Below are 17577 nucleotides of genomic sequence, written 5' to 3' on the forward strand. Positions count from 1 at the left end.
TCCACCCCCCACGCACACCTAAGGCAGGCACGCCATGAGCAGCAATACGCACCGGCGCAGGTTCAGCGGCAAGAAGAAGGCGATGGGCGGTGTCGTGGCCGCCGCGCTCGTGGGCGGCGGCGGTTTCCTCTTCTCCTTCGGCGCGTCCGCGGCCCCGACGGCCGAGGCCGGCTTCTCCCCGTACGTCGACACCTCGCTCACCCCGGCGTTCGACCTGGCCGGCTCCGCCAAGGCCACCAGCGTCAAGGAGTACACGCTCGCCTTCATCACCTCCGGCGGTACGTGCGCGCCGAAGTGGGGCGGCGCCACCGACCTCGGCGCCGACAAGGTCGCCTCGCAGATAGGCGACTTGAGGTCGGCGGGCGGCGATGTGCGGGTCTCGTTCGGCGGCGCCACCGGCACCGAGCTGGCGCAGGCCTGTTCCTCGGCCTCCGACCTGGCGGCGGCGTACCAGAAGGTCGTCGACGAGTTCGACCTCACCAAGGTCGACTTCGACATCGAGGGCGGCGCGCTGCCCGACACGGCGGCCAACACCCGGCGCGCCGAGGCGATCGCGACGCTTCAGAAGGACAACCCCGGCCTGAACGTCTCCGTGACGCTGCCGGTGATGCCCGAGGGCCTCACCCAGGACGGCGTGAACTTCCTCAAGAACGCCAAGGACAACGGCGCCTCGCCCGACCTCGTCAACATCATGGCGATGGACTACGGGGCGTCGTACAGCGGCGACATGGGCGACTACGCGGAGCAGGCGGCGACCGCCACACAGGCGCAGGTGAAGTCGGCGCTCGGCCTGTCGGACGCGGACGCCTGGAAGGCCGTCGCCCTCACCCCGATGATCGGCGTCAACGACGTCTCGTCCGAGGTCTTCACGGTCGACGACGCCGAGCAGCTCGTCTCCTTCGCGCAGGAGAAGGGGCTCGGCGGTCTCTCCATGTGGTCGGCGACCCGCGACAAGCAGTGCGAGGGCGGGGCCGCCGACTCGGCGCAGCCGACGTGCAGTTCGGTCGAGCAGGAGGCGAACGCCTTCCAGAAGGCGTTCGCGAAGCTCGGCTGACCACCGACCAGCACCGCCCCCCCACAGGCGGAAGCCCCGACCGGCTCACCCCCCATCCGGCCGGGGCTTTCCGTCGTGCGAGGGGCTCAGGTCTGCGAGGACCGCCACTCCTCCGCGTAGTCGTCGAAGATGCCCCGCAGATGGTGGCCGATCTTCAGGTAGTCGAGATTGTCGAGGTTGGCCAGCGAGACGCGGACCGACCACTCCGGGCCCTCGAAGCCGCCGCCGTTGAGGAGGACCACACCGGTGTACTGGGCGAGCCGGAACAGGGCGTCGACCGGCTCGTAGTTCTTCTCCAGGAACTGGGCGAACGACGGGCCGTGGACCCGCTCGGCCTCGGCCAGGAGGTCCAGCTCGATGTAGTAGGCGGCCCGGTGCGGATCGTCGCTGATCTTCATCTGGGCGCCTTCGAGGAGCAGGTCGAGGCGCTGCTGGACGATGGAGCGGATCCGCATCTTGTACGCCTGTCCCTCCTCCAGCATGTTGAACAGCGAGAAGAGCGACATCATCACCTGCTGCGGCAGCGACAGGCCCGCCGTGTGGTTGAGCGCCACCTGCCGGGAGTCCGCGACGAGCCGGTCGATGAACCTGATCTTCTCCGGTTCCAGGGTCAGCGAGCCGTACCGCTTGTTCAGCCGGTCCTTCTCCGCCTGCGGAAGCCGGGCGATCCGCTCGTCGATGACGTTGTCGTCGTGCAGCCCGATCACGCCGAGCCGCCAGCCCGTGCACCCGTAGTGCTTCGAGTACGAGTAGACGAGCAGGGTGTTGCGCGGCAGGTCGGCGGCGATCGAGCGGAAGCCCTCGACGAACGTCCCGTACACGTCGTCGGTGACGATCAGCAGGTCCGGGTTCTTCGTCGCGACGATCTCCTTGATCTGGTTCGCGACCCGCGTGCTCAGCGCGAGGGACGGCGGGTTGGAGGGGTTCACCAGGCAGACCAGCTTGATTTCCGGGTCCTCCAGCTTGGCGACCTCCTCCTCGGGGTACCGCCACTCGCGCACACCGGTCTCCGCGAAACTGCCGGCGGAGATGTACGTGACGTCGAACTCGTAGGTGTCGAGCTCGGGGATCTCGATGTACGGGGTGAAGACCGGGACCATCAGCGCGATCTTGTCGCCCTTCTTCAACAGCCCGTTCTTCATGAGGGAGTCGAAGATGTAGCACATGGCCGCCGTGCCGCCCTCGGTGGCGAACAGCGACAGATTGTCCGCCGGGGCCTTCTTGCCGAACATCTCGTCCGCGAGGTAGCCGCGCACCACCTGCTCGCCGTGGTGGAGCATCCGGTCGGGCACCGGATAGTTGTCGCCCGTGATGCCGTCCGTCAGCTCGTGCACCCACTCGTCCTTGTCGAACCCGAAGCGCTGGATGCCGTGCTGCACGCACTGCGCGAGCAGTTCGATGCCCGGCAGGTCCGGGTGGCGGCGCACGAACGTGTCGAAGCGCTCGTACGCGCCGTGCTTCTCCGGCATCCCGCCGAGGTTGTCGGCGGTCCACACGCGCCGCGACTCCTCCAGGGCGAAGTAGCCGAGGGCGTAGAACGCCTCGCGGGGGCCCGTGGCGATCCAGTTCGGGTTGCCGCGGCCCGCGTTGAGCATCTGGCGGCTGGACTTCTCCTTCTGGCCCGGCTTGTCGGCCTGCGCCTGCTCGGCGAGGTCGATGAAGATGTTCTTCAGCTCGAAGGGGGAGAGCTGGGCGTACTGCTGGATCTCTTCGCGCGTGAACGTCGTCTTGGTCATGAGGGGTCCTTAAGTGCGGTGCGGGGACTCAGTGTTGGAGGAGGACGATCACGGCGCCCCAGATGGTGAGGAGCACGTTGCCGACGGCGTACGGGATCGTGTAGCCCAGGGTCGGCACCTGGGAGCGGGAGGCCTCGTTGATCGCGCCGATCGCCGCGGTGGTGGTCTGGCCGCCCGCGAGGACGCCCATGAGCAGCGGGAAGCGCATCTTCTGCACGTAGTGGCCGAACAGGAAGCCGACGATCAGCGGGACGACGGTGGCGACGGCGCCGAGGACCAGCAGGCCCCAGCCGGCGTCGGAGAGCCCCGAGGTGAAGCTCGGGCCCGCGTTGATCCCGACGACGGCGACGAACAGGCACAGGCCGAGCGTGTCCATGAACCACTGGGCGCCCGGCGGCACATTGCCGTACGTCGGGTACTTGCCGCGGATCCAGCCGAAGACCAGGCCCATGATGAGCGCGCCGCCCGACGTGGACAGCGAGATGGGGACGCCGGAGACGGTCAGCGCCGGGATGCCGATGCAGCCGCCGAGGAAGATGCCGAGCCCCACCCAGATCATGTCGGTGGCGAACGAGGTGGGCACCGGCTTGCCGATCGCCGCGCCCGCCGGGTCCACAAGGCGCTTGGGTCCGGTGAGGACGAGCGTGTCACCGCGCTCGACCTTCGACGAAAGCCGGTAGGGGAACTCGGCGCCCGAGCGGTAGATCTTGTCGATGTAGACGCCGACCATGAACGGCTCGCGCCGCAACTCCGCGACGGTCCTGCCCAGTTGTGCCTTCTCGGACGCCACGACGTGCAGCGTCTCCGTCTCGTAGCCGAGCAGCTCCACGTCGTCGGTCTCGCCGCCGATGTGGGTGCGGGCGTCGTAGTCGACGAGGGAGCCGCGCAGCGCGCTCACCGCCACGACGTCGCCCGCGCGCAGCACGGTCTGCTGGGTGTGGTCGAGGATCTTCCCGTCGCGGCGCACCCGGGTCAGGTAGATGCGGTGGCCCAGCTCCTTCTGCTGGTTCTCGAAGTCCTCGATGGTGCGGCCGACGATGTCCGGACGCTCGATCGTGTAGGCCCGCAGCACCACCTCGTAGTAGCCCTCGGCCAGGTCCGGGTCGTTGTCGGGGGCGTCCAACTCCTTGGCCATCTGCGCCGATTCGGCGGCGAGGTCCTTCTTGTAGAGCTTCGGCAGGACGTTGGCGAGGAGCATCGCGCACAGGATGGTGCCGAGTGGGTACGTCACCGCGTAGCCGATCGCGACGAGGTTCGCCTCGTGCTTGGCGTCCCCGGAGGACAGGCCCGGCAGGGTGCCGATGGCGTCCTGCGCGACACCGATCACGGCGGACTGGGTGAGCGCGCCGCCGAGCAGCCCGGCCGAAAGACCGGGGCCGTAGCCGAGCAGCGAGGCGAAGAGCCAGCAGATCAGCAGGCCGGACACGCAGACCACCACGGCGTTGAGCACCTGCGGCAGGCCGTCCGTCTTGAGACCGCGGAAGAACTGCGGGCCGACCTTGTAGCCGAGGGCGAACAGAAACATGATGAAGAACAGGCTCTTCACCGTGCCGTCGATCTCGACGCCGGTCCACGCGCCGAGCAGCAGGCCGGCGATGAGGCAGCCGGTGACGGCGCCGAGCGCGATGGCCTTGTAGCGGATCTTCCCGAGCAGGAAGCCGAAGGCGACCGTGATGAAGACGAGGAGTTCCGGATAGGGCTGGAAGATGTTCCGGACGAAGAAGTCGATCATGCCGTGGGACGTCCTCTCAGTGGCCGAGGATGCCGACGAGTACGGGGCCGGTCAGCGGGAGCAGGAAGTTGGAGAGGGCGTACGTGATCGTGTAGCCGAGCATCGGCACCGACGACTGCGCCACCTGGGTGACCGCGGTGATCGCGGGGGTCGAGCACTGCTGCCCCGCGATGGCGCCGATCAGGAGCGGTTTCTCGATCTTGAGGAGCTTGCGGCCGACGAACAGCGAGACCGTCGCGGGGATCAGCACCATCGCGATCCCGGCGAACGGCAGCAGCGCCCCGTACTGCTTGATCAGGGGCCAGGCCTGCGGCCCGGAGACGAGGCCGGTGCAGGCGATGAAGACCGCGAGCCCCATGTCCTTGATCGTCGACGCGGCCTGCGGAGGGAACGCGCCGAAGGTCTGCGAGCGGGAGCGGAACCAGCCGAAGAGCAGCCCGGAGATCAGACAGCCGCCGCCCGTGCCGAGCGACATCGGGATGTCGCCGAACTTGACCACGACCTGCCCGAGCAGTGAACCGGCCGCGATGCCGAGCCCCAGATAGATGAAGTCGGTGGCGTCGTTCTTGACGACCGAGCCAATCCTGGCGACCAGCTTGTTCAGGCCCGAGCGGGCGCCCACCAGGGTCAGCACGTCGCCGCGCTGCACCGTCGTGTCCCCGTTGGCGGGCATCGCCTGGTCGCCGCGGGTGATGTCGGTGACGTAGACGCCGTCCCGGTGGAACTCGGGGTGGGTCTTCTGCAGTTCGTCGATCGTCTTCCCGTCGAGCGCCTTGTCCGTGACGGAGACCTCGCGGGAGGCGAGCGGCGAGTCGAGCCCCGGCACGCCCGGTGTCTCCGGGCCGATGACCCGGCCCGCCTCGATCACGTTCGCCCGGCGGCCGACCAGGAGCACCAGGTCGGAGAGGGTGAGCTCCAGGTCGGGCGCGACGTCGAGGACCTTGCTGCCGCGCTTGACCGCCTCGACGGTGACCCGCTCGCCGAGCGCGGACTGCAGATCCCCGACCGTACGGCCGTCAGCGGTGGTCACCAGGTACGTGCGGCCCACCATGCCCGGCAGGGCGGGGCGCTCGTCCGCCTCCAGGCTGCCGCGGCTGCGCGTGCGCTCCCACAGCTCGCGGGCGGCGTCGCGCAGGTTGATGCGCATCATCATCGGCATGATCTGGCTCGTGTAGAGCACGATCGTGATCAGGCCGAAGAGGTAGCAGACCGTGTACGCGGTGGCGACGTTGCCCTGGTACTCGGTGATCTGGGCGGCCGTGAGGTTGCCCAGCTTGCCGATGGACTCGGTGGCGGTGCCGACCACGGCGGACTCGGTGGCCGCGCCGGCCAGGATGCCGGAGGCCGTGCCCACGTCCAGGTCGAACCAGTCGGCGAGACCGAGCGCGATGCCGATGACGCAGACCAGCTCGATGCCGCACAGCACGAAGAAGCGCAGGCTCTTCCGGTTGAGGTTGCGGAAGAACTGCGGCCCGGCCATGTAGCCGAGCGCGAAGATGAACAGCGCGAAGAACACTGTCTTCACGTCGTCGGAGACGTGGGCCTTCGTCCAGGCCCCCAGCAGCAGCGAGACGATCAGCGTCCCGCAGATGCCGCCCAGCGTCAGCGGCCCCACGCGCAGCTTCCCGACGAGGTAGCCGAGCGCGAGGCTCACGAACAGGACGAGTTCCGGATGGTCCTTGAGCACACCCATGGCGGCTCAGGTCGTCTCATAAAGCGGCATATGACACATAGAGGAAAAATAAGGGCGCTCCCCGAGTGCTGCCACGCGAACACCGCGCGGGGGCGCACGGCGCGGCGGCCCCCTCCGCCGCCGCGCCGCACTTTCCCTCCTGGCCTTCTCCTGCCAGGGGCTCTACCGGGGTGCGTCCCCGAGCACCGCGTCCACGGCGGGCAGCACGCCGGCGCGGGCGGCCTGGCCGTACCAGAGCGCGCTCGACTTGGGGGTACGCGCTTGCGTCGCGTAGTCGACGTAGACGGCGCCGAACCGCTTCTCGTAGCCGTACGCCCACTCGAAGTTGTCCATGAGCGACCAGAGGTAGTAGCCGCGCACGTCCGCGCCGTCGGTGATCGCGCGGCGCACCGCGGCGAGGTGGCCGTGCAGGTACGCGATGCGCTCCGGGTCGTGCACCCGGCCGTCGGCGTCCGGCTTGTCGGGGTAGGCGGCGCCGTTCTCGGTGACGTACAGCGGCAGTCCGCCGGTCACCTCGGCGTAGCGCGTGATCAGCTCGTGCAGGCCGGTCGGGTCGATGGACCAGCCCATCTCGGTGCGCTCGCCCGGCGTCTGGTGGAAGGCGACGTCCTCCGAGCCCGGCCACGGGGAGTGCTCGCTCTCGCCGTGGCCGTCGGCGCGCGGCCCGCTCGGGGCGTTCTCGGCGGCCGACACCAGGGACGGCGTGTAGTAGTTGAGGCCGAGCGCGTCCAGCGGCTGGTGGGCGGCGGCCAGGTCACCGTCCTGCACGAAGCTCCAGTCGGTGATCCGGGCCGTGTCGGCGAACAGGCCCTGTGGGTAGGCGCCCTGCAGCATCGGTCCGTGGAAGACGCCGGTGGCCAGGTTGTCGATGCGGCGGGCCGCGTCGAGGTCGGCCGGGTCCTGCGAAAGGGGGCGAACCACGGCCGAGTTGAGGCTGACCGCGATGTTCGCGCGCGGCGGCAGCACCGAGCGCAGGGCCGAAGTGGCGAGGCCGTGGCCGAGGTTGAGGTGGTGGGCGGCGCGCAGGGCGGCGAGCGGCTCGGTGCGGCCGGGGGCGTGCACCCCGGAGCCGTAGCCCAGGAAGGCGCTGCACCAGGGCTCGTTGAGGGTGATCCAGTTCTCGACGCGGTCGCCGAGGGCCTCGCCGACCATCGACGCGTACTCGGCGAACCGGTACGCGGTCTCCCGCTCCGGCCAGCCGCCCGCGTCCTCCAACTCCTGCGGCAGATCCCAGTGGTAGAGGGTCAGGAACGGCTTGATGCCCCGGCCGAGCAGCTCGTCGACCAGGCGCCGGTAGAAGTCGAGGCCGCGCTGCACGGCGGGCCCGCGCCCGGTGGGCTGCACCCGGGACCAGGACACGGAGAAGCGGTACGACTGCAGGCCCAGGTCCGCCATGAGCGCCACGTCGTCGCGGTAGCGGTGGTAGTGGTCGACGGCGATGTCACCGGTGTCGCCGCCGGCGGTCTTTCCCGGGGTGTGGCTGAAGGTGTCCCAGATGGAGGGGGTGCGGCCGTCCTCCCGTACGGCGCCCTCGATCTGGTACGAGGAGGTGGCGGCGCCCCACAGGAAGCCGTCCGGGAAGGTGATCGATTCAGGCATGGAAGCGCTCCCATGAGGTGGGGGACAGGAAAAGGACAGGAGGGGCGGGCACGGCGGGGCCGCGCGGGGTGAGGCGGCGGCTCCGCCCCGCGCGCAGAGACCCCGGAGGGCGGGTTGCCGCGGTTCAGCTCTTGACCGCGCCCGCGGTGATCCCGCCCACGATGTGCTTGCCCAGGAAGGCGAAGACGAGCAGCAGCGGCACGGTGGAGATCAGCGCACCGGTCAGCACGATCGACGTCTCCACTGTGTGGCTGCCCGCGCCGAGGTTCGCCAGGGAGACCTGGAGCGTCGGCGTGCCCGTGTCGGTGAGGACGATGAACGGCCAGAAGAAGTCGTTCCACGCCTGCACGAAGGTGAGCATCGCGAGCACGGCCATCGCGGGCCGCGCCACGGGGAAGACCACGTGCCAGATGACTCGCAAGCTGTTCGCGCCGTCCACCCGGGCCGCCTCGACGAGCTCGACCGGCAGCGCCTCCACGAGGAACTGCCGCATGAAGAACACGCCGAACGCCGCGACCAGCGACGGCATGATGACCGCCTGAAGGGTGTCCGTCCATTTCAGGTCCGTGATGATCTGGTACAGCGGGATCACGGTGAGCTGCGGCGGCACCGTCATGGTGGCGACGACCAGGGCCAGCAGCATGTTGCGGCCCTTGAAGCGGAGCTTGGCGAAGGCGAAGCCGGCGAGGGTCGCGAAGACGACCGTGCTGGCGCTGATCACGCTCGCCACGACGGTGGTGTTGATCAGGGCCACGCCCATGTGGACCTGGTTCCACGCGACGGACAGGTTCTCCATCAGGTGGGATCCGGGCAGCAGCGGCGCCGGGGCCTGCTGCACCCGCTGACTGTCGTGGGAGGCGGCCACCACGTTCCAGTACAGCGGGAACAGCGAGACGAACGCCGCCACGATCAGCAGCACATAGGTGAGCGGTCCCGCCTTGCGCTGGTCGCCCGCGCCGGGCGCGAAGCGGCGCCGCGCGGCAGGGGGCGCCGGGAGTTGGACGGTCATGGATCAGCCTCCCAGCGTCTTGCGGTTGCGGCGGGCCACGAGTGCCTGGATCGCGCCGACGAGCAGCAGGATCAGCAGCATCACCCAGGCGATGGCCGAGGCGCGGCCCAGGGAGTTGTTGGTCCAGCCGGTCTGGTACATGAGCAGCGAGAGCGTCTGGTACTGCCCGCCGCTGCCGCCGCCGATGCCGACGCTTCCGCCGTACAGCATCGGCTCACCGAACAGCTGGGTGGCGCCGATGGTGGAGACGACGATGGTGAACAGGATCGTCGGCCGGATCGAGGGGATGGTCACGCTGACGAACTGCCGCCAGCGGGAGGCCCCGTCGAGCGCGGCGGCCTCGTACAGGTCGTTCGGCACGGCCTGCATCGCGGCCAGGTAAATGAGCGCGTTGTAGCCGGTCCAGCGCCAGGTCACGATCGTCGAAATGGCTATCTGGGAAGGCCACTTGCCCGACTCCCACTGGATCGGGCCGATCCCGATCGCGTCGAACAGCGAGTTGATCATGCCGTAGTCGGTGTTGAACAGCTGGGCGAAGACCAGCGTCGCCGCGGCGATCGAGGTGGCGTACGGGGTGAGGACCGCGACGCGCAGGAAACCGCGGCCGCGCAGGTGCGAGTTGAGCAGATGCGCGAGCCCCAGGGCCATGAGCAGCTGCGGGACGGTCGAGATCACACCGATGGTGAACGTGTTGGACAGCGCCCGCCAGAAGAACTCGCTGTCCGCGAGGCGGGTGTAGTTGTCCAGGCCGACCCACTGGGCCTGGTCCTCCGCGCCGAGCTGGACGCTGTGCAGCGAGAGCCAGCCCGTGTAGATCAGCGGGAAGAGACCGAAGGCCGCGAAGCAGAGGAAGAAGGGGGCGATGAACGCGTACGGGGACCCTTTGAGGTCCCAGCGGTAGAACCTGCTGCGCCAGTTCGACGGTGCGGGCTGCCGGGCCGGGCCGGCGGAGGGTGGGGCGGACGGCGGGCTGCCGCCGGCGTCCGCCTTGACGGAGGTGGCCACGCGGGCTTTCCTTCCGGTTTCGAGGTGCGGGGAATGCGCTGGGCTTGGCCGACGGGCGCGGTCCCCGCGTCCGGTGGACGGGTGCGGGGACCGCGGTCATCGGCCGTCCGTCACTGCTCGATCTTGTCGTCGACCAGCTTCTTGACGTTCTCCCACGCCTTCTTGGGGTCGGTGCCCCGCTGCTCGACGTCGAGGACGCCGTTGTCGGTGATGAAGGTCTTCACCTGGCCGTCGCTGGCGCCGATCGGCGCCGGCTTGATGCCCTCGGCGATCGTCGAGTAGATCTGCCCGATGGGGGCGTCACCGTAGTAGTTGATCTTCGCGTTCTTCACGGTGTCCGAGGCCAGACCCTCGTTGGTGGACGGGATGTTGCCGATCGCCGTGAAGACCTTCTCCTGCTGGGCCGCGGTGGTCAGCCAGGCCGCCAGCTCGGTGGCCTCCTTGACGTGCTTGCCGGAGGCCGGGACGCCGAGGAAGGAACCGCCCCAGTTGCCGTTCTGCGGGGGCAGGGCGACGTCCCACTTGCCCTTGTTCCCGGCGCCCGCCTGGTCCTGGATCTGGCCGAGCATCCAGCTCGGGCAGGCGACGGTCGCGAACTTCGAGTTCTTGAAGCCGGCGGCCCAGGTGCCCTTCTCGTCGAACTGCCGCAGCTTCGCGGTGTAGCCGTCCTGGGCGGCCTTGGTCGACAGGTCCCAGGCGGTCTTCACGCCGGGGCTTGTGTCGTAGATCAGCTTGCCGCTCTTGTCGGAGTACTGCACCGGCTGGCTGGAGAGGACGGCGTTGAACAGACCGCCCGCGGAGTCGGTGAAGACGGTGCCGTTCGGCGCCTTCTTCTTGTAGTCGGCCGCGACGTCGAGGAACTTCGACCAGTCGCCCTTCCACAGCTTCGCGACCGCCTCGCGGTCCGTGGGCAGTCCGGCCTTCTTGAAGAGGTCCTTGTTGTAGCAGACGGCCATCGGGCCGATGTCGGTGCCGAAGCCGATCACCTTGCCGTCGGACGTCGTGGCCTGCTTGGTCTTGAAGTCGAGGAAGTCGCCGGTGTGGTCGCCGCCCGCCTTGGACAGGTCCTCCCACTTGTTCGCCATGGTGGGGCCGGTGGCCTCGGCTATGTAGCCGATCTCGATGGCCTGGATGTCGGCGAGACCGCTGTTGCGGGACATGCGCAGCTTGAGGGCGTCCCAGTACTTCTGGCCGTCGGTGACATGGTCCTCGACGATCTTGATGTTCGGGTGCGACTTCTCGTACGCGGCGTAGAGCTTGGCGCTGTCCTTGCCGTTGTCGAAGCCGAACACACCGAACGTGCCGACGTGCAGGGTGATCTTCCCACCCGAGCTCGTGTCCGAGCCCGAGTCGGTGTCGCTGGCGCTGCAACCCGTCGCCAGGAGTGCGGCGGCGGCGAGGCCGGCGGCCGAGGCCAGTGCGGTGCGGCGGGCTGGGCCGCGCGAGGTGCCAGAAGTGCGCATTGCGTCCTCCAATGACTCAACTGCTGTGAGGGTGCCGACCCCGGCCAACTGCGGTAATGGGCCCGCGGTTCTGGTGCTGCGGCTCGCTCGGGGAACGTGCGGGATGTGTACGCGTGGGGTACTGTGGGAGCGCTCCCACAAGTGATGAGTTGAAGACTCGTGCCTCGGGATGGGGGTGTCAAGGTCCCGTGCAGACTGATGTGTCTTCAGTTATCAGCCTGTTATGGGGCGTCGGACCCGGCCGAGGGGGGTCGGAGCGGGGCGGTGGGCGTTCCGCTCCGGGCGTCGGACGCGAGTGCCGGGCGAAGATCAGGCTGTTAGATTCCTGGCCGGGCCAGGGGCAACGGGAGGCGGACCATGGCAGCTCACGGAATGCGGCACCGTAGTGGCGGTCGGCCCACTCTGGAGGAGGTCGCGGCGCGCGCGGGCGTCGGCCGCGGCACGGTCTCCCGGGTCATCAACGGATCGCCGCGGGTGAGCGAGGCGACGCGGGCGGCCGTCGAGGCGGCCGTCGCCGAGCTCGGCTACGTACCGAACACGGCGGCGCGTGCCCTCGCGGCCAACCGCACGGACGCCATCGCCCTCGTCGTGCCCGAGCCGGAGACCCGCTTCTTCACCGAGCCGTACTTCTCCGACGTGCTCCGCGGCGTCGGGGCCGAACTCGCGGACACCGAGAAGCAGTTGATCCTGACCTTCGCGGGCAACGACCGCGAGCGGCAGCGCCTCGCCCAGTACCTCGCGGCGCACCGGGTCGACGGGGTGCTCCTGGTCTCCGTGCACGCCGACGACCCGCTGCCCGACCTGCTCGGACAGCTGGAGATCCCCGCGGTGGTCAGCGGCCGCCGCTCGGCCGACGAGTCCCTGCCCTCGGTCGACTCCGACAACTACGCGGGCGCCCGCTCGGCCGTCGAGCACCTCCTGTCCAGGGGCCGCACCGCCATCGCCACCATCGCGGGCCGCCTCGACGTCTACGGTGCGCAGCGCCGCGTCGACGGCTACCGGGACTCCCTGGAGGCCGCGGGCCAGGAGGTGGACGAGCGGCTGATCGTCGAGGGCCACTTCAGCGAGGAGGGCGGCCGGCGCGCGATGGCCGAGCTCCTCGACACCCGTCCGGACCTTGACGCGGTCTTCGCCGCCTCCGACGTGATGGCGGCGGGCGCGCGGCAGGTGCTGCGGGAGGCGGGACGGCGGATCCCCGAGGACGTGGCGCTGGTCGGCTTCGACGACTCGGCGATCGCCCGGCACATGGACCCGCCGCTGACCAGCGTGCGCCAGCCGATGGAGGAGATGGGGCGCGCGATGACGGATCTGCTGCTCGCCGAGATCGCCGACCGGCGCCCCGCGGCGTCGCGGGGGCTCGACTGCCCGCAGCTGGTGCTGCCCACGGAGCTGGTGGTCCGCGCCTCGTCGTAGCCGCGGGGTGTGTCCGTACACGCCGAAGGCCCCGGTTCTCTCGAACCGGGGCCTTCGGACCCTTCAGGGTGAGTGACGGGACTTGAACCCGCGGCCACCTGGACCACAACCAGGTGCTCTACCAACTGAGCTACACCCACCATGCCCGGTCGTTTGTCTTTCTTCCGACCGGCCGAGAAAAAGTGTACAGGGTCCGAAGGGGTGCTCGCGCACACCTTTTCCCGCAGGGGGCCGGACCCCGTACACAGGGGCTTACGAGGGGTTATTCCGCAGGCAGGACGTGCTTCGCCGCGATGGTCTTCGCGGTGTCCGAGTCCGGGCCCGGCTGCGGGACGAAGACCGCCTCGCGGTAGTAGCGCAGCTCGGCGATGGACTCGCGGATGTCGGCGAGCGCCCGGTGGTTGCCGTTCTTCTCCGGACTGTTGAAGTACGCCCTCGGGTACCAGCGCCTGGCGAGCTCCTTGACCGAGGACACATCGACGATCCGGTAGTGGAGGTACTCCTCCAGCGTCGGCATGTCACGCAGCAGGAATCCGCGGTCGGTACCGACCGAGTTCCCGCACAGCGGGGCCTTGCCCGCGTCCTTGACGTGCTCACGTACGTAAGCCAGGACCTGCTCCTCGGCGTCCGCGAGCGTCGTGCCGCCCGCCAGCTCGTCGAGGAGACCCGAGGCGGTGTGCATCGTGCGCACCACCTCGGGCATCTGCTCCAGGGCCTCGTCCGGCGGGCGGATCACGATGTCCACTCCGTCGCCGAGTACGTTCAGCTCCGAGTCGGTGACCAGTGCGGCCACCTCGATGAGCGCGTCGTTCGCCAGCGAGAGTCCGGTCATCTCGCAGTCGATCCACACCATGCGATCGTTCATGCGCCCAACCCTACGGGTCGGACCTTCTCGCTGGCAGACGACGGGCGTCAGCTCCTGTTCACAGTGCTACGTCACACGCCTACGAAGCCGTGCGGGGACCCGGCAGTCCCGCGGGCCCCATCGGCATCGAGGCCGCGGGCGGCCCGAGCGCGGTCGCGGCCGCCGTGCGCCGGGCCTGTGCGGGGACCGGAGCCCCCTCGGGACCCGGCACGCCCGCGAGATCGATCGCCCTCTCGGGCTTGTCCGGCTTGGCGTGGCCCTCGCCCGGCTGCGGCCTGCGCGCCCGGTAGGCCGCCCGGTACGCGGCCGGGGACGAGCCCAGCTGCCGCCGGAAGTGCCCGCGCAGCGCGACGGGGGAGCGGAAGCCGCAGCGGCCCGCCACCTCGTCGACCGAGTAGTCGGACGTCTCCAGGAGCCGCTGCGCCTGGAGCACCCGCTGCGTGATCAGCCACTGGAGTGGGGCGGACCCCGTCAGCGACCGGAAACGGCGGTCGAAGGTGCGGCGGCTCATATAGGCGCGGGCGGCCAGCGTCTCCACGTCGAACTGCTCGTGGAGGTGCTCCAGGGCCCAGGCGACGACCTCGGCCAGCGGGTCCGCGCCGATCTCCTCGGGTAAAGACCTGTCGAGGTAGCGCTCCTGGCCGCCGGTGCGGCGCGGTGGGACCACCAGTCGGCGGGCGAGCGCTCCGGCCGCCTCGTTTCCGTGGTCCGTGCGCACTATGTGCAGACACAGATCTATTCCGGCCGCGGTGCCGGCGCTGGTCAGTACGTCGCCGTCGTCCACGAACAGCTCCCGCGGGTCCACGTGGACCGACGGGTACCGCTTCGCGAGTGTCGGTGCGTACATCCAGTGCGTGGTGGCCGGCCGGCCGTCGAGCAGGCCTGCCGCGGCGAGCACGAAGGCTCCCGTGCACAGGCCGACGATACGCGCGCCCTCCTCGTGCGCGCGGCGCAATGCGTCCAGTGCCTCCTCCGGTGGCGGAGAAGTGATGGACCGCCAGGCGGGCACGACGACCGTGCCCGCACGCGATATCGCCTCGAGCCCGTGCGGTGCGGTGAGTTCGAGTCCCCCTGTGGTCCTGAGGGGTCCCTCTTCACCCGAGCACACGAGCAATCGATAGCGCGGAACTCCCGCGTCCTGTCGGTCGATTCCGAACACGGAGAGCGGAATGGAGCTCTCGAAGATGGGTCCGCCGCTGAACAGCAGCACCGCGACGATCTCTCGTCGCCGGCGCCCCGACAGCTTGCGAGCCGCAGCCTCAGGCGCAGTGATGGAGTCGTGGCTCATGCTGCTAAGCCCCCCTCGGTGATCGCGGCTCCCTCAATATTTTGACGGGTTGTTCGCTCCTGCACGTTTCCCCTCGGTGATGCACGAAGTCCCCCGCCGCCTTCAGATCAGACAGTCATGATCGAATCTACTGCGTCCCATGGTGCCGTCGTGACCAGTTAAGAACCTGACAGATTGTCGACATGGCAACTTGGCGTGAAGCATTCGATCACGAAGCGTTGCACTCGGGGGCGTTGCTGGGAAGTGGGCCTCAACTCCGTGGCCGGTCCCCGTAGGGCGCAGGCGCCCTTCCTCGTGCTTTCCGCCCTGGTCGAACGGGGGTTGGAAGAGCCGAAACGCAAGGCGGGGCCCCGTGACCCAAGTTGGCTGAAAATTATCGGAGAGCCGCGTTGAAAACGGTCAGTCAACCGGCGTATCCGACCCGGCGCGACGCCCGCCGCGCCGCGAACCGGAGGCTGTCGGGCGGCGCCGGGCGGAGCGTCCGCAGCATTGTTCACTGTGCAACTGTGCAGCCCCGCGCTCCGACTGTCGAAGGAGCATCCGGCACGCCGCGGTGATCGCCACGAGACCCAGGGCGGCGCCGACCGCGCCCGCGGCCGACGCTCCGTACCAGACGAGTACGAGCGGTACCAGAAAGCAACTGAACGCGGCCCAGCGGACCACGTCGCCCACCCCGTCGGCCCGCGCGGCCTCCGTGGGCTCCGCGGGCGCGGCGGCGGGCCGTGGCACGGGCCGGGGCTCGGCGTGGTGGTGCGCGGCGCGGGGCTGATGCGCGATGGTCGATCCGGGCACGGAGCGCTCCCTGTGTCTTTCGGTACGGGAGTTCAACGCCGCCGCCCCGCCGGGGTCACTTCGCCGGGGGAGGACAGACGCCCAGTTGAGTACGGAATCCGCCTGTACGGGGCAGCGACCATTGCCATACGGTCGCCCCTCGTGCATGCTCCCCTGAACGCTGCGGAGCGGGACCATCGAACAAAGAAGGCGCGGGTCTGGGCCCAGGGGTCAGAGTCTGGGCAGAGAAGGAGTGTCGCCGTACCCTTGGGGGTATGGGGTTGGGAAGATGATTCCCGGACACAGCTCCGTTGATCAGTTGTCGTCCCTCTCACGAGGCCCACGAGGTACACGCCGAGACACTCATGGCCGGTCACGAATTCCCCGAACCCGCGGACCGCAAGCGGCAGGTCGCCGACCCGACGGCGACGCCCGAAGCGGCGGAAGAGACACGTCAAGCCTGTGATCCCGCTTTCAAGCACGGTGTCGTCGTCGGTTTCGACGGCTCGACATCGAGCGAGCGGGCGCTGGCGTACGCGATCGGCATGGCCCACCGCTCGGGCTCGGGGCTGATCATCGTCCATGTGGCCAACCGGCTGCCCACCACGGTGTGGGCGGGGTGCGAACCTCCCGTGTTCGTGGACGTGCCGGATCACCGCACGGAAGTCCTGGGTCTCGAACTCGCCTGTGCGGACTATCTGGCCGAGGTGCCCTGGATCCTCGTCGAGCGCGGCGGCGACATCTGCCACGAGCTGGAGGAGGTCGGGCACGAGTACTCGGCCGACGCCATCGTCGTGGGCTCGACCCACGGGCTCGTCGGGCGGATCTTCGGCTCGGTCGCGGGGCGGCTCGCGCGGCGCGCGCAGCGCCCTGTCATCGTCATTCCCTAAGTCCCGTCGGGGCGACGGCAGTTGAAGCGGCGGCTCCCGTACCACTTGGATAAATCTACTCCCGCGTACAGGTGCTTTGTGCCCTTGTGAAGGGTAAATACCGTTCGCACAGCTCTCGCACATTGCACGAAGGGAGCCCGCTGTGGACAAAGACGTCTCCGCGGGAAACGCCTCTACTGGATCGACACTTGGTCAACTCGCCCTCGGGCTCACCCTCTTGGCCTTCGGCCTCGGTCACACCGGTGTGATAAGCGGCGTCACGGCGGCCGACGCCGTCGCGCTCGCGACGTACGTGGGCGGGGTCGTCCTCTTCGCTGCGGGGCTGCTCGCCCTGCGCGGGGACGGCTTCACCGGCACCGCCTTCGCCGGGCTCGGTGCCTTCTGGTTCACCTGGGGCATGGGGGCGGGCGACGCCGTGTCGGCCAACGCCGCGGGCCTCTTCCTCGCGCTGTTCGCGCTGCTGGCGCTCAGTCTGACGCTCGGCTCCGCCGGGGCGGGTGTCCTCGTCAGGGGCATGTACGGGGCGCTGTTCCTGGCCCTCGCGCTGCTTTCGGCGGCCTCGTTCGGGGGCTTCGACGGGGTCGCGGAGGCCGGTGGCTGGTGCGCCGCGGTGGGCGGGGTGCTGGCCTGGTACGGGGCGACTGCCGCGGTGGCGAAGCTGCCGGTGGCGTTGCCCGGACGCGCTGCCGGCCGGGGGGTGACGGCCGCCGGCTGACAGCCAAGGGCCGGGGCAATGGGCGGCCCCGGCCCTCGTGGGAACGGGTCCCGTGCGCTTGGTGGCGTGCACGGGACCCGTTTGCGTGTCTTGTTGCGCTGCGGCGGGGTTGCGGTCGCGGGGCGCTGCCCCGGACCCCGCGCCTCAATCGCCGGCGGGGCTTGATGTGGGGCTCTGCCCCAGGCCCCGCTGCTCAAGCGCCGCAGGGGCTTGAAAGACCTGCTCAAGCGCCGCAGGGGCTTGATTGGCCCGCTCAAGCGTCGCAGGGGCTGGAAGGCCTGCCCAAGCGCCGCAAGGGCTTGAAAGGACTGCTCAATCGCCGCAAGGGCTGGAAGGCCTGCTCA

14 protein-coding genes and 1 tRNA gene are annotated in these 17577 nt (G+C 69.4%); 4 read left to right on the forward strand and 11 right to left on the reverse strand.

Annotated elements, in window-relative coordinates; genetic code table 11:
• The first annotated feature begins 34 nt into the window (after nt 1-34).
• Entirely contained in the window at nt 35-1054 is a 1020-nt protein-coding gene (locus ACY34M_RS01000; RefSeq protein WP_462719109.1) for a chitinase, read from the forward strand.
• A gap of 86 nt (nt 1055-1140) precedes the next feature.
• On the opposite strand, the gene ACY34M_RS01005 is transcribed toward ACY34M_RS01000, so the two are convergent.
• The 7 genes from ACY34M_RS01005 to ACY34M_RS01035 form a co-directional block, all read right to left on the reverse strand.
• On the reverse strand, nt 1141-2790 hold the full coding sequence (locus ACY34M_RS01005) for a bifunctional aspartate transaminase/aspartate 4-decarboxylase (RefSeq protein WP_462719110.1): 1650 nt from the start codon (nt 2788-2790) through the stop codon (nt 1141-1143).
• Nucleotides 2791-2818: 28 nt separating this feature from the next.
• The gene (gene aspT / locus ACY34M_RS01010; RefSeq protein ID WP_462719111.1) at nt 2819-4522 is read right to left on the reverse strand and encodes an aspartate-alanine antiporter; all 1704 of its coding nucleotides are present in this window, start codon (nt 4520-4522) and stop codon (nt 2819-2821) included.
• 16 nt (nt 4523-4538) lie between these two features.
• On the reverse strand, nt 4539-6215 hold the full coding sequence (gene aspT / locus ACY34M_RS01015) for an aspartate-alanine antiporter (protein ID WP_462719112.1): 1677 nt from the start codon (nt 6213-6215) through the stop codon (nt 4539-4541).
• 162 nt (nt 6216-6377) lie between these two features.
• Complete coding sequence (locus ACY34M_RS01020; protein ID WP_462719113.1) at nt 6378-7814, reverse strand: GH1 family beta-glucosidase; 1437 nt, start codon at nt 7812-7814, stop codon at nt 6378-6380.
• 124 nt (nt 7815-7938) lie between these two features.
• On the reverse strand, nt 7939-8823 hold the full coding sequence (locus ACY34M_RS01025) for a carbohydrate ABC transporter permease (protein ID WP_462719114.1): 885 nt from the start codon (nt 8821-8823) through the stop codon (nt 7939-7941).
• A 3-nt stretch (nt 8824-8826) separates the two neighbouring features.
• Nucleotides 8827-9828, reverse strand: coding sequence for a carbohydrate ABC transporter permease (locus ACY34M_RS01030; protein ID WP_462719115.1), 1002 nt, complete (start codon nt 9826-9828; stop codon nt 8827-8829).
• A gap of 110 nt (nt 9829-9938) precedes the next feature.
• Entirely contained in the window at nt 9939-11291 is a 1353-nt protein-coding gene (locus ACY34M_RS01035; RefSeq protein ID WP_462719116.1) for an ABC transporter substrate-binding protein, read from the reverse strand.
• A gap of 357 nt (nt 11292-11648) precedes the next feature.
• On the opposite strand from ACY34M_RS01035, the gene ACY34M_RS01040 reads away from it, so the two are divergent.
• Nucleotides 11649-12704: a LacI family DNA-binding transcriptional regulator gene (locus tag ACY34M_RS01040; RefSeq protein ID WP_462719117.1), complete on the forward strand. Its 1056-nt coding sequence runs from the start codon at nt 11649-11651 to the stop codon at nt 12702-12704.
• A 67-nt stretch (nt 12705-12771) separates the two neighbouring features.
• Here ACY34M_RS01040 and ACY34M_RS01045 read toward each other — a convergent pair.
• The 4 genes from ACY34M_RS01045 to ACY34M_RS01060 all read right to left on the reverse strand — a co-directional run bounded on the left by ACY34M_RS01045 (nt 12772) and on the right by ACY34M_RS01060 (nt 15649).
• A tRNA-His gene (locus tag ACY34M_RS01045) sits at nt 12772-12844 on the reverse strand.
• A 122-nt stretch (nt 12845-12966) separates the two neighbouring features.
• Nucleotides 12967-13569: an oligoribonuclease gene (gene orn / locus ACY34M_RS01050; RefSeq protein ID WP_462719118.1), complete on the reverse strand. Its 603-nt coding sequence runs from the start codon at nt 13567-13569 to the stop codon at nt 12967-12969.
• 79 nt (nt 13570-13648) lie between these two features.
• Nucleotides 13649-14857, reverse strand: coding sequence for a GlxA family transcriptional regulator (locus tag ACY34M_RS01055; protein ID WP_462719119.1), 1209 nt, complete (start codon nt 14855-14857; stop codon nt 13649-13651).
• A 399-nt stretch (nt 14858-15256) separates the two neighbouring features.
• Entirely contained in the window at nt 15257-15649 is a 393-nt protein-coding gene (locus ACY34M_RS01060; RefSeq protein WP_462719120.1) for a hypothetical protein, read from the reverse strand.
• A gap of 344 nt (nt 15650-15993) precedes the next feature.
• Between ACY34M_RS01060 and ACY34M_RS01065 the strand changes: the two genes are divergently transcribed.
• Nucleotides 15994-16518, forward strand: a complete 525-nt coding sequence (locus tag ACY34M_RS01065) for a universal stress protein (RefSeq protein WP_462719121.1) — start codon at nt 15994-15996, stop codon at nt 16516-16518.
• 142 nt (nt 16519-16660) lie between these two features.
• On the forward strand, nt 16661-17233 hold the full coding sequence (locus tag ACY34M_RS01070) for a GPR1/FUN34/YaaH family transporter (protein ID WP_462719122.1): 573 nt from the start codon (nt 16661-16663) through the stop codon (nt 17231-17233).
• Nucleotides 17234-17577 lie beyond the last annotated feature (344 nt).

The sequence above is a fragment of the Streptomyces sp. EDA2-14 genome (assembly GCF_054963755.1).

Bases quoted from the DNA above. Each gene is read 5' to 3' on its own strand.
- ACY34M_RS01000 (WP_462719109.1), top strand. From the start codon at position 35: ATGAGCAGCAATACGCACCGGCGCAGGTTCAGCGGCAAGAAGAAGGCG.
- ACY34M_RS01005 (WP_462719110.1), bottom strand. From the start codon at position 2,790: ATGACCAAGACGACGTTCACGCGCGAAGAGATCCAGCAGTACGCCCAG.
- aspT (WP_462719111.1), bottom strand. From the start codon at position 4,522: ATGATCGACTTCTTCGTCCGGAACATCTTCCAGCCCTATCCGGAACTC.
- aspT (WP_462719112.1), bottom strand. From the start codon at position 6,215: ATGGGTGTGCTCAAGGACCATCCGGAACTCGTCCTGTTCGTGAGCCTC.
- ACY34M_RS01020 (WP_462719113.1), bottom strand. From the start codon at position 7,814: ATGCCTGAATCGATCACCTTCCCGGACGGCTTCCTGTGGGGCGCCGCC.
- ACY34M_RS01025 (WP_462719114.1), bottom strand. From the start codon at position 8,823: ATGACCGTCCAACTCCCGGCGCCCCCTGCCGCGCGGCGCCGCTTCGCG.
- ACY34M_RS01035 (WP_462719116.1), bottom strand. From the start codon at position 11,291: ATGCGCACTTCTGGCACCTCGCGCGGCCCAGCCCGCCGCACCGCACTG.
- ACY34M_RS01040 (WP_462719117.1), top strand. From the start codon at position 11,649: ATGGCAGCTCACGGAATGCGGCACCGTAGTGGCGGTCGGCCCACTCTG.
- orn (WP_462719118.1), bottom strand. From the start codon at position 13,569: ATGAACGATCGCATGGTGTGGATCGACTGCGAGATGACCGGACTCTCG.
- ACY34M_RS01055 (WP_462719119.1), bottom strand. From the start codon at position 14,857: ATGAGCCACGACTCCATCACTGCGCCTGAGGCTGCGGCTCGCAAGCTG.
- ACY34M_RS01065 (WP_462719121.1), top strand. From the start codon at position 15,994: ATGGCCGGTCACGAATTCCCCGAACCCGCGGACCGCAAGCGGCAGGTC.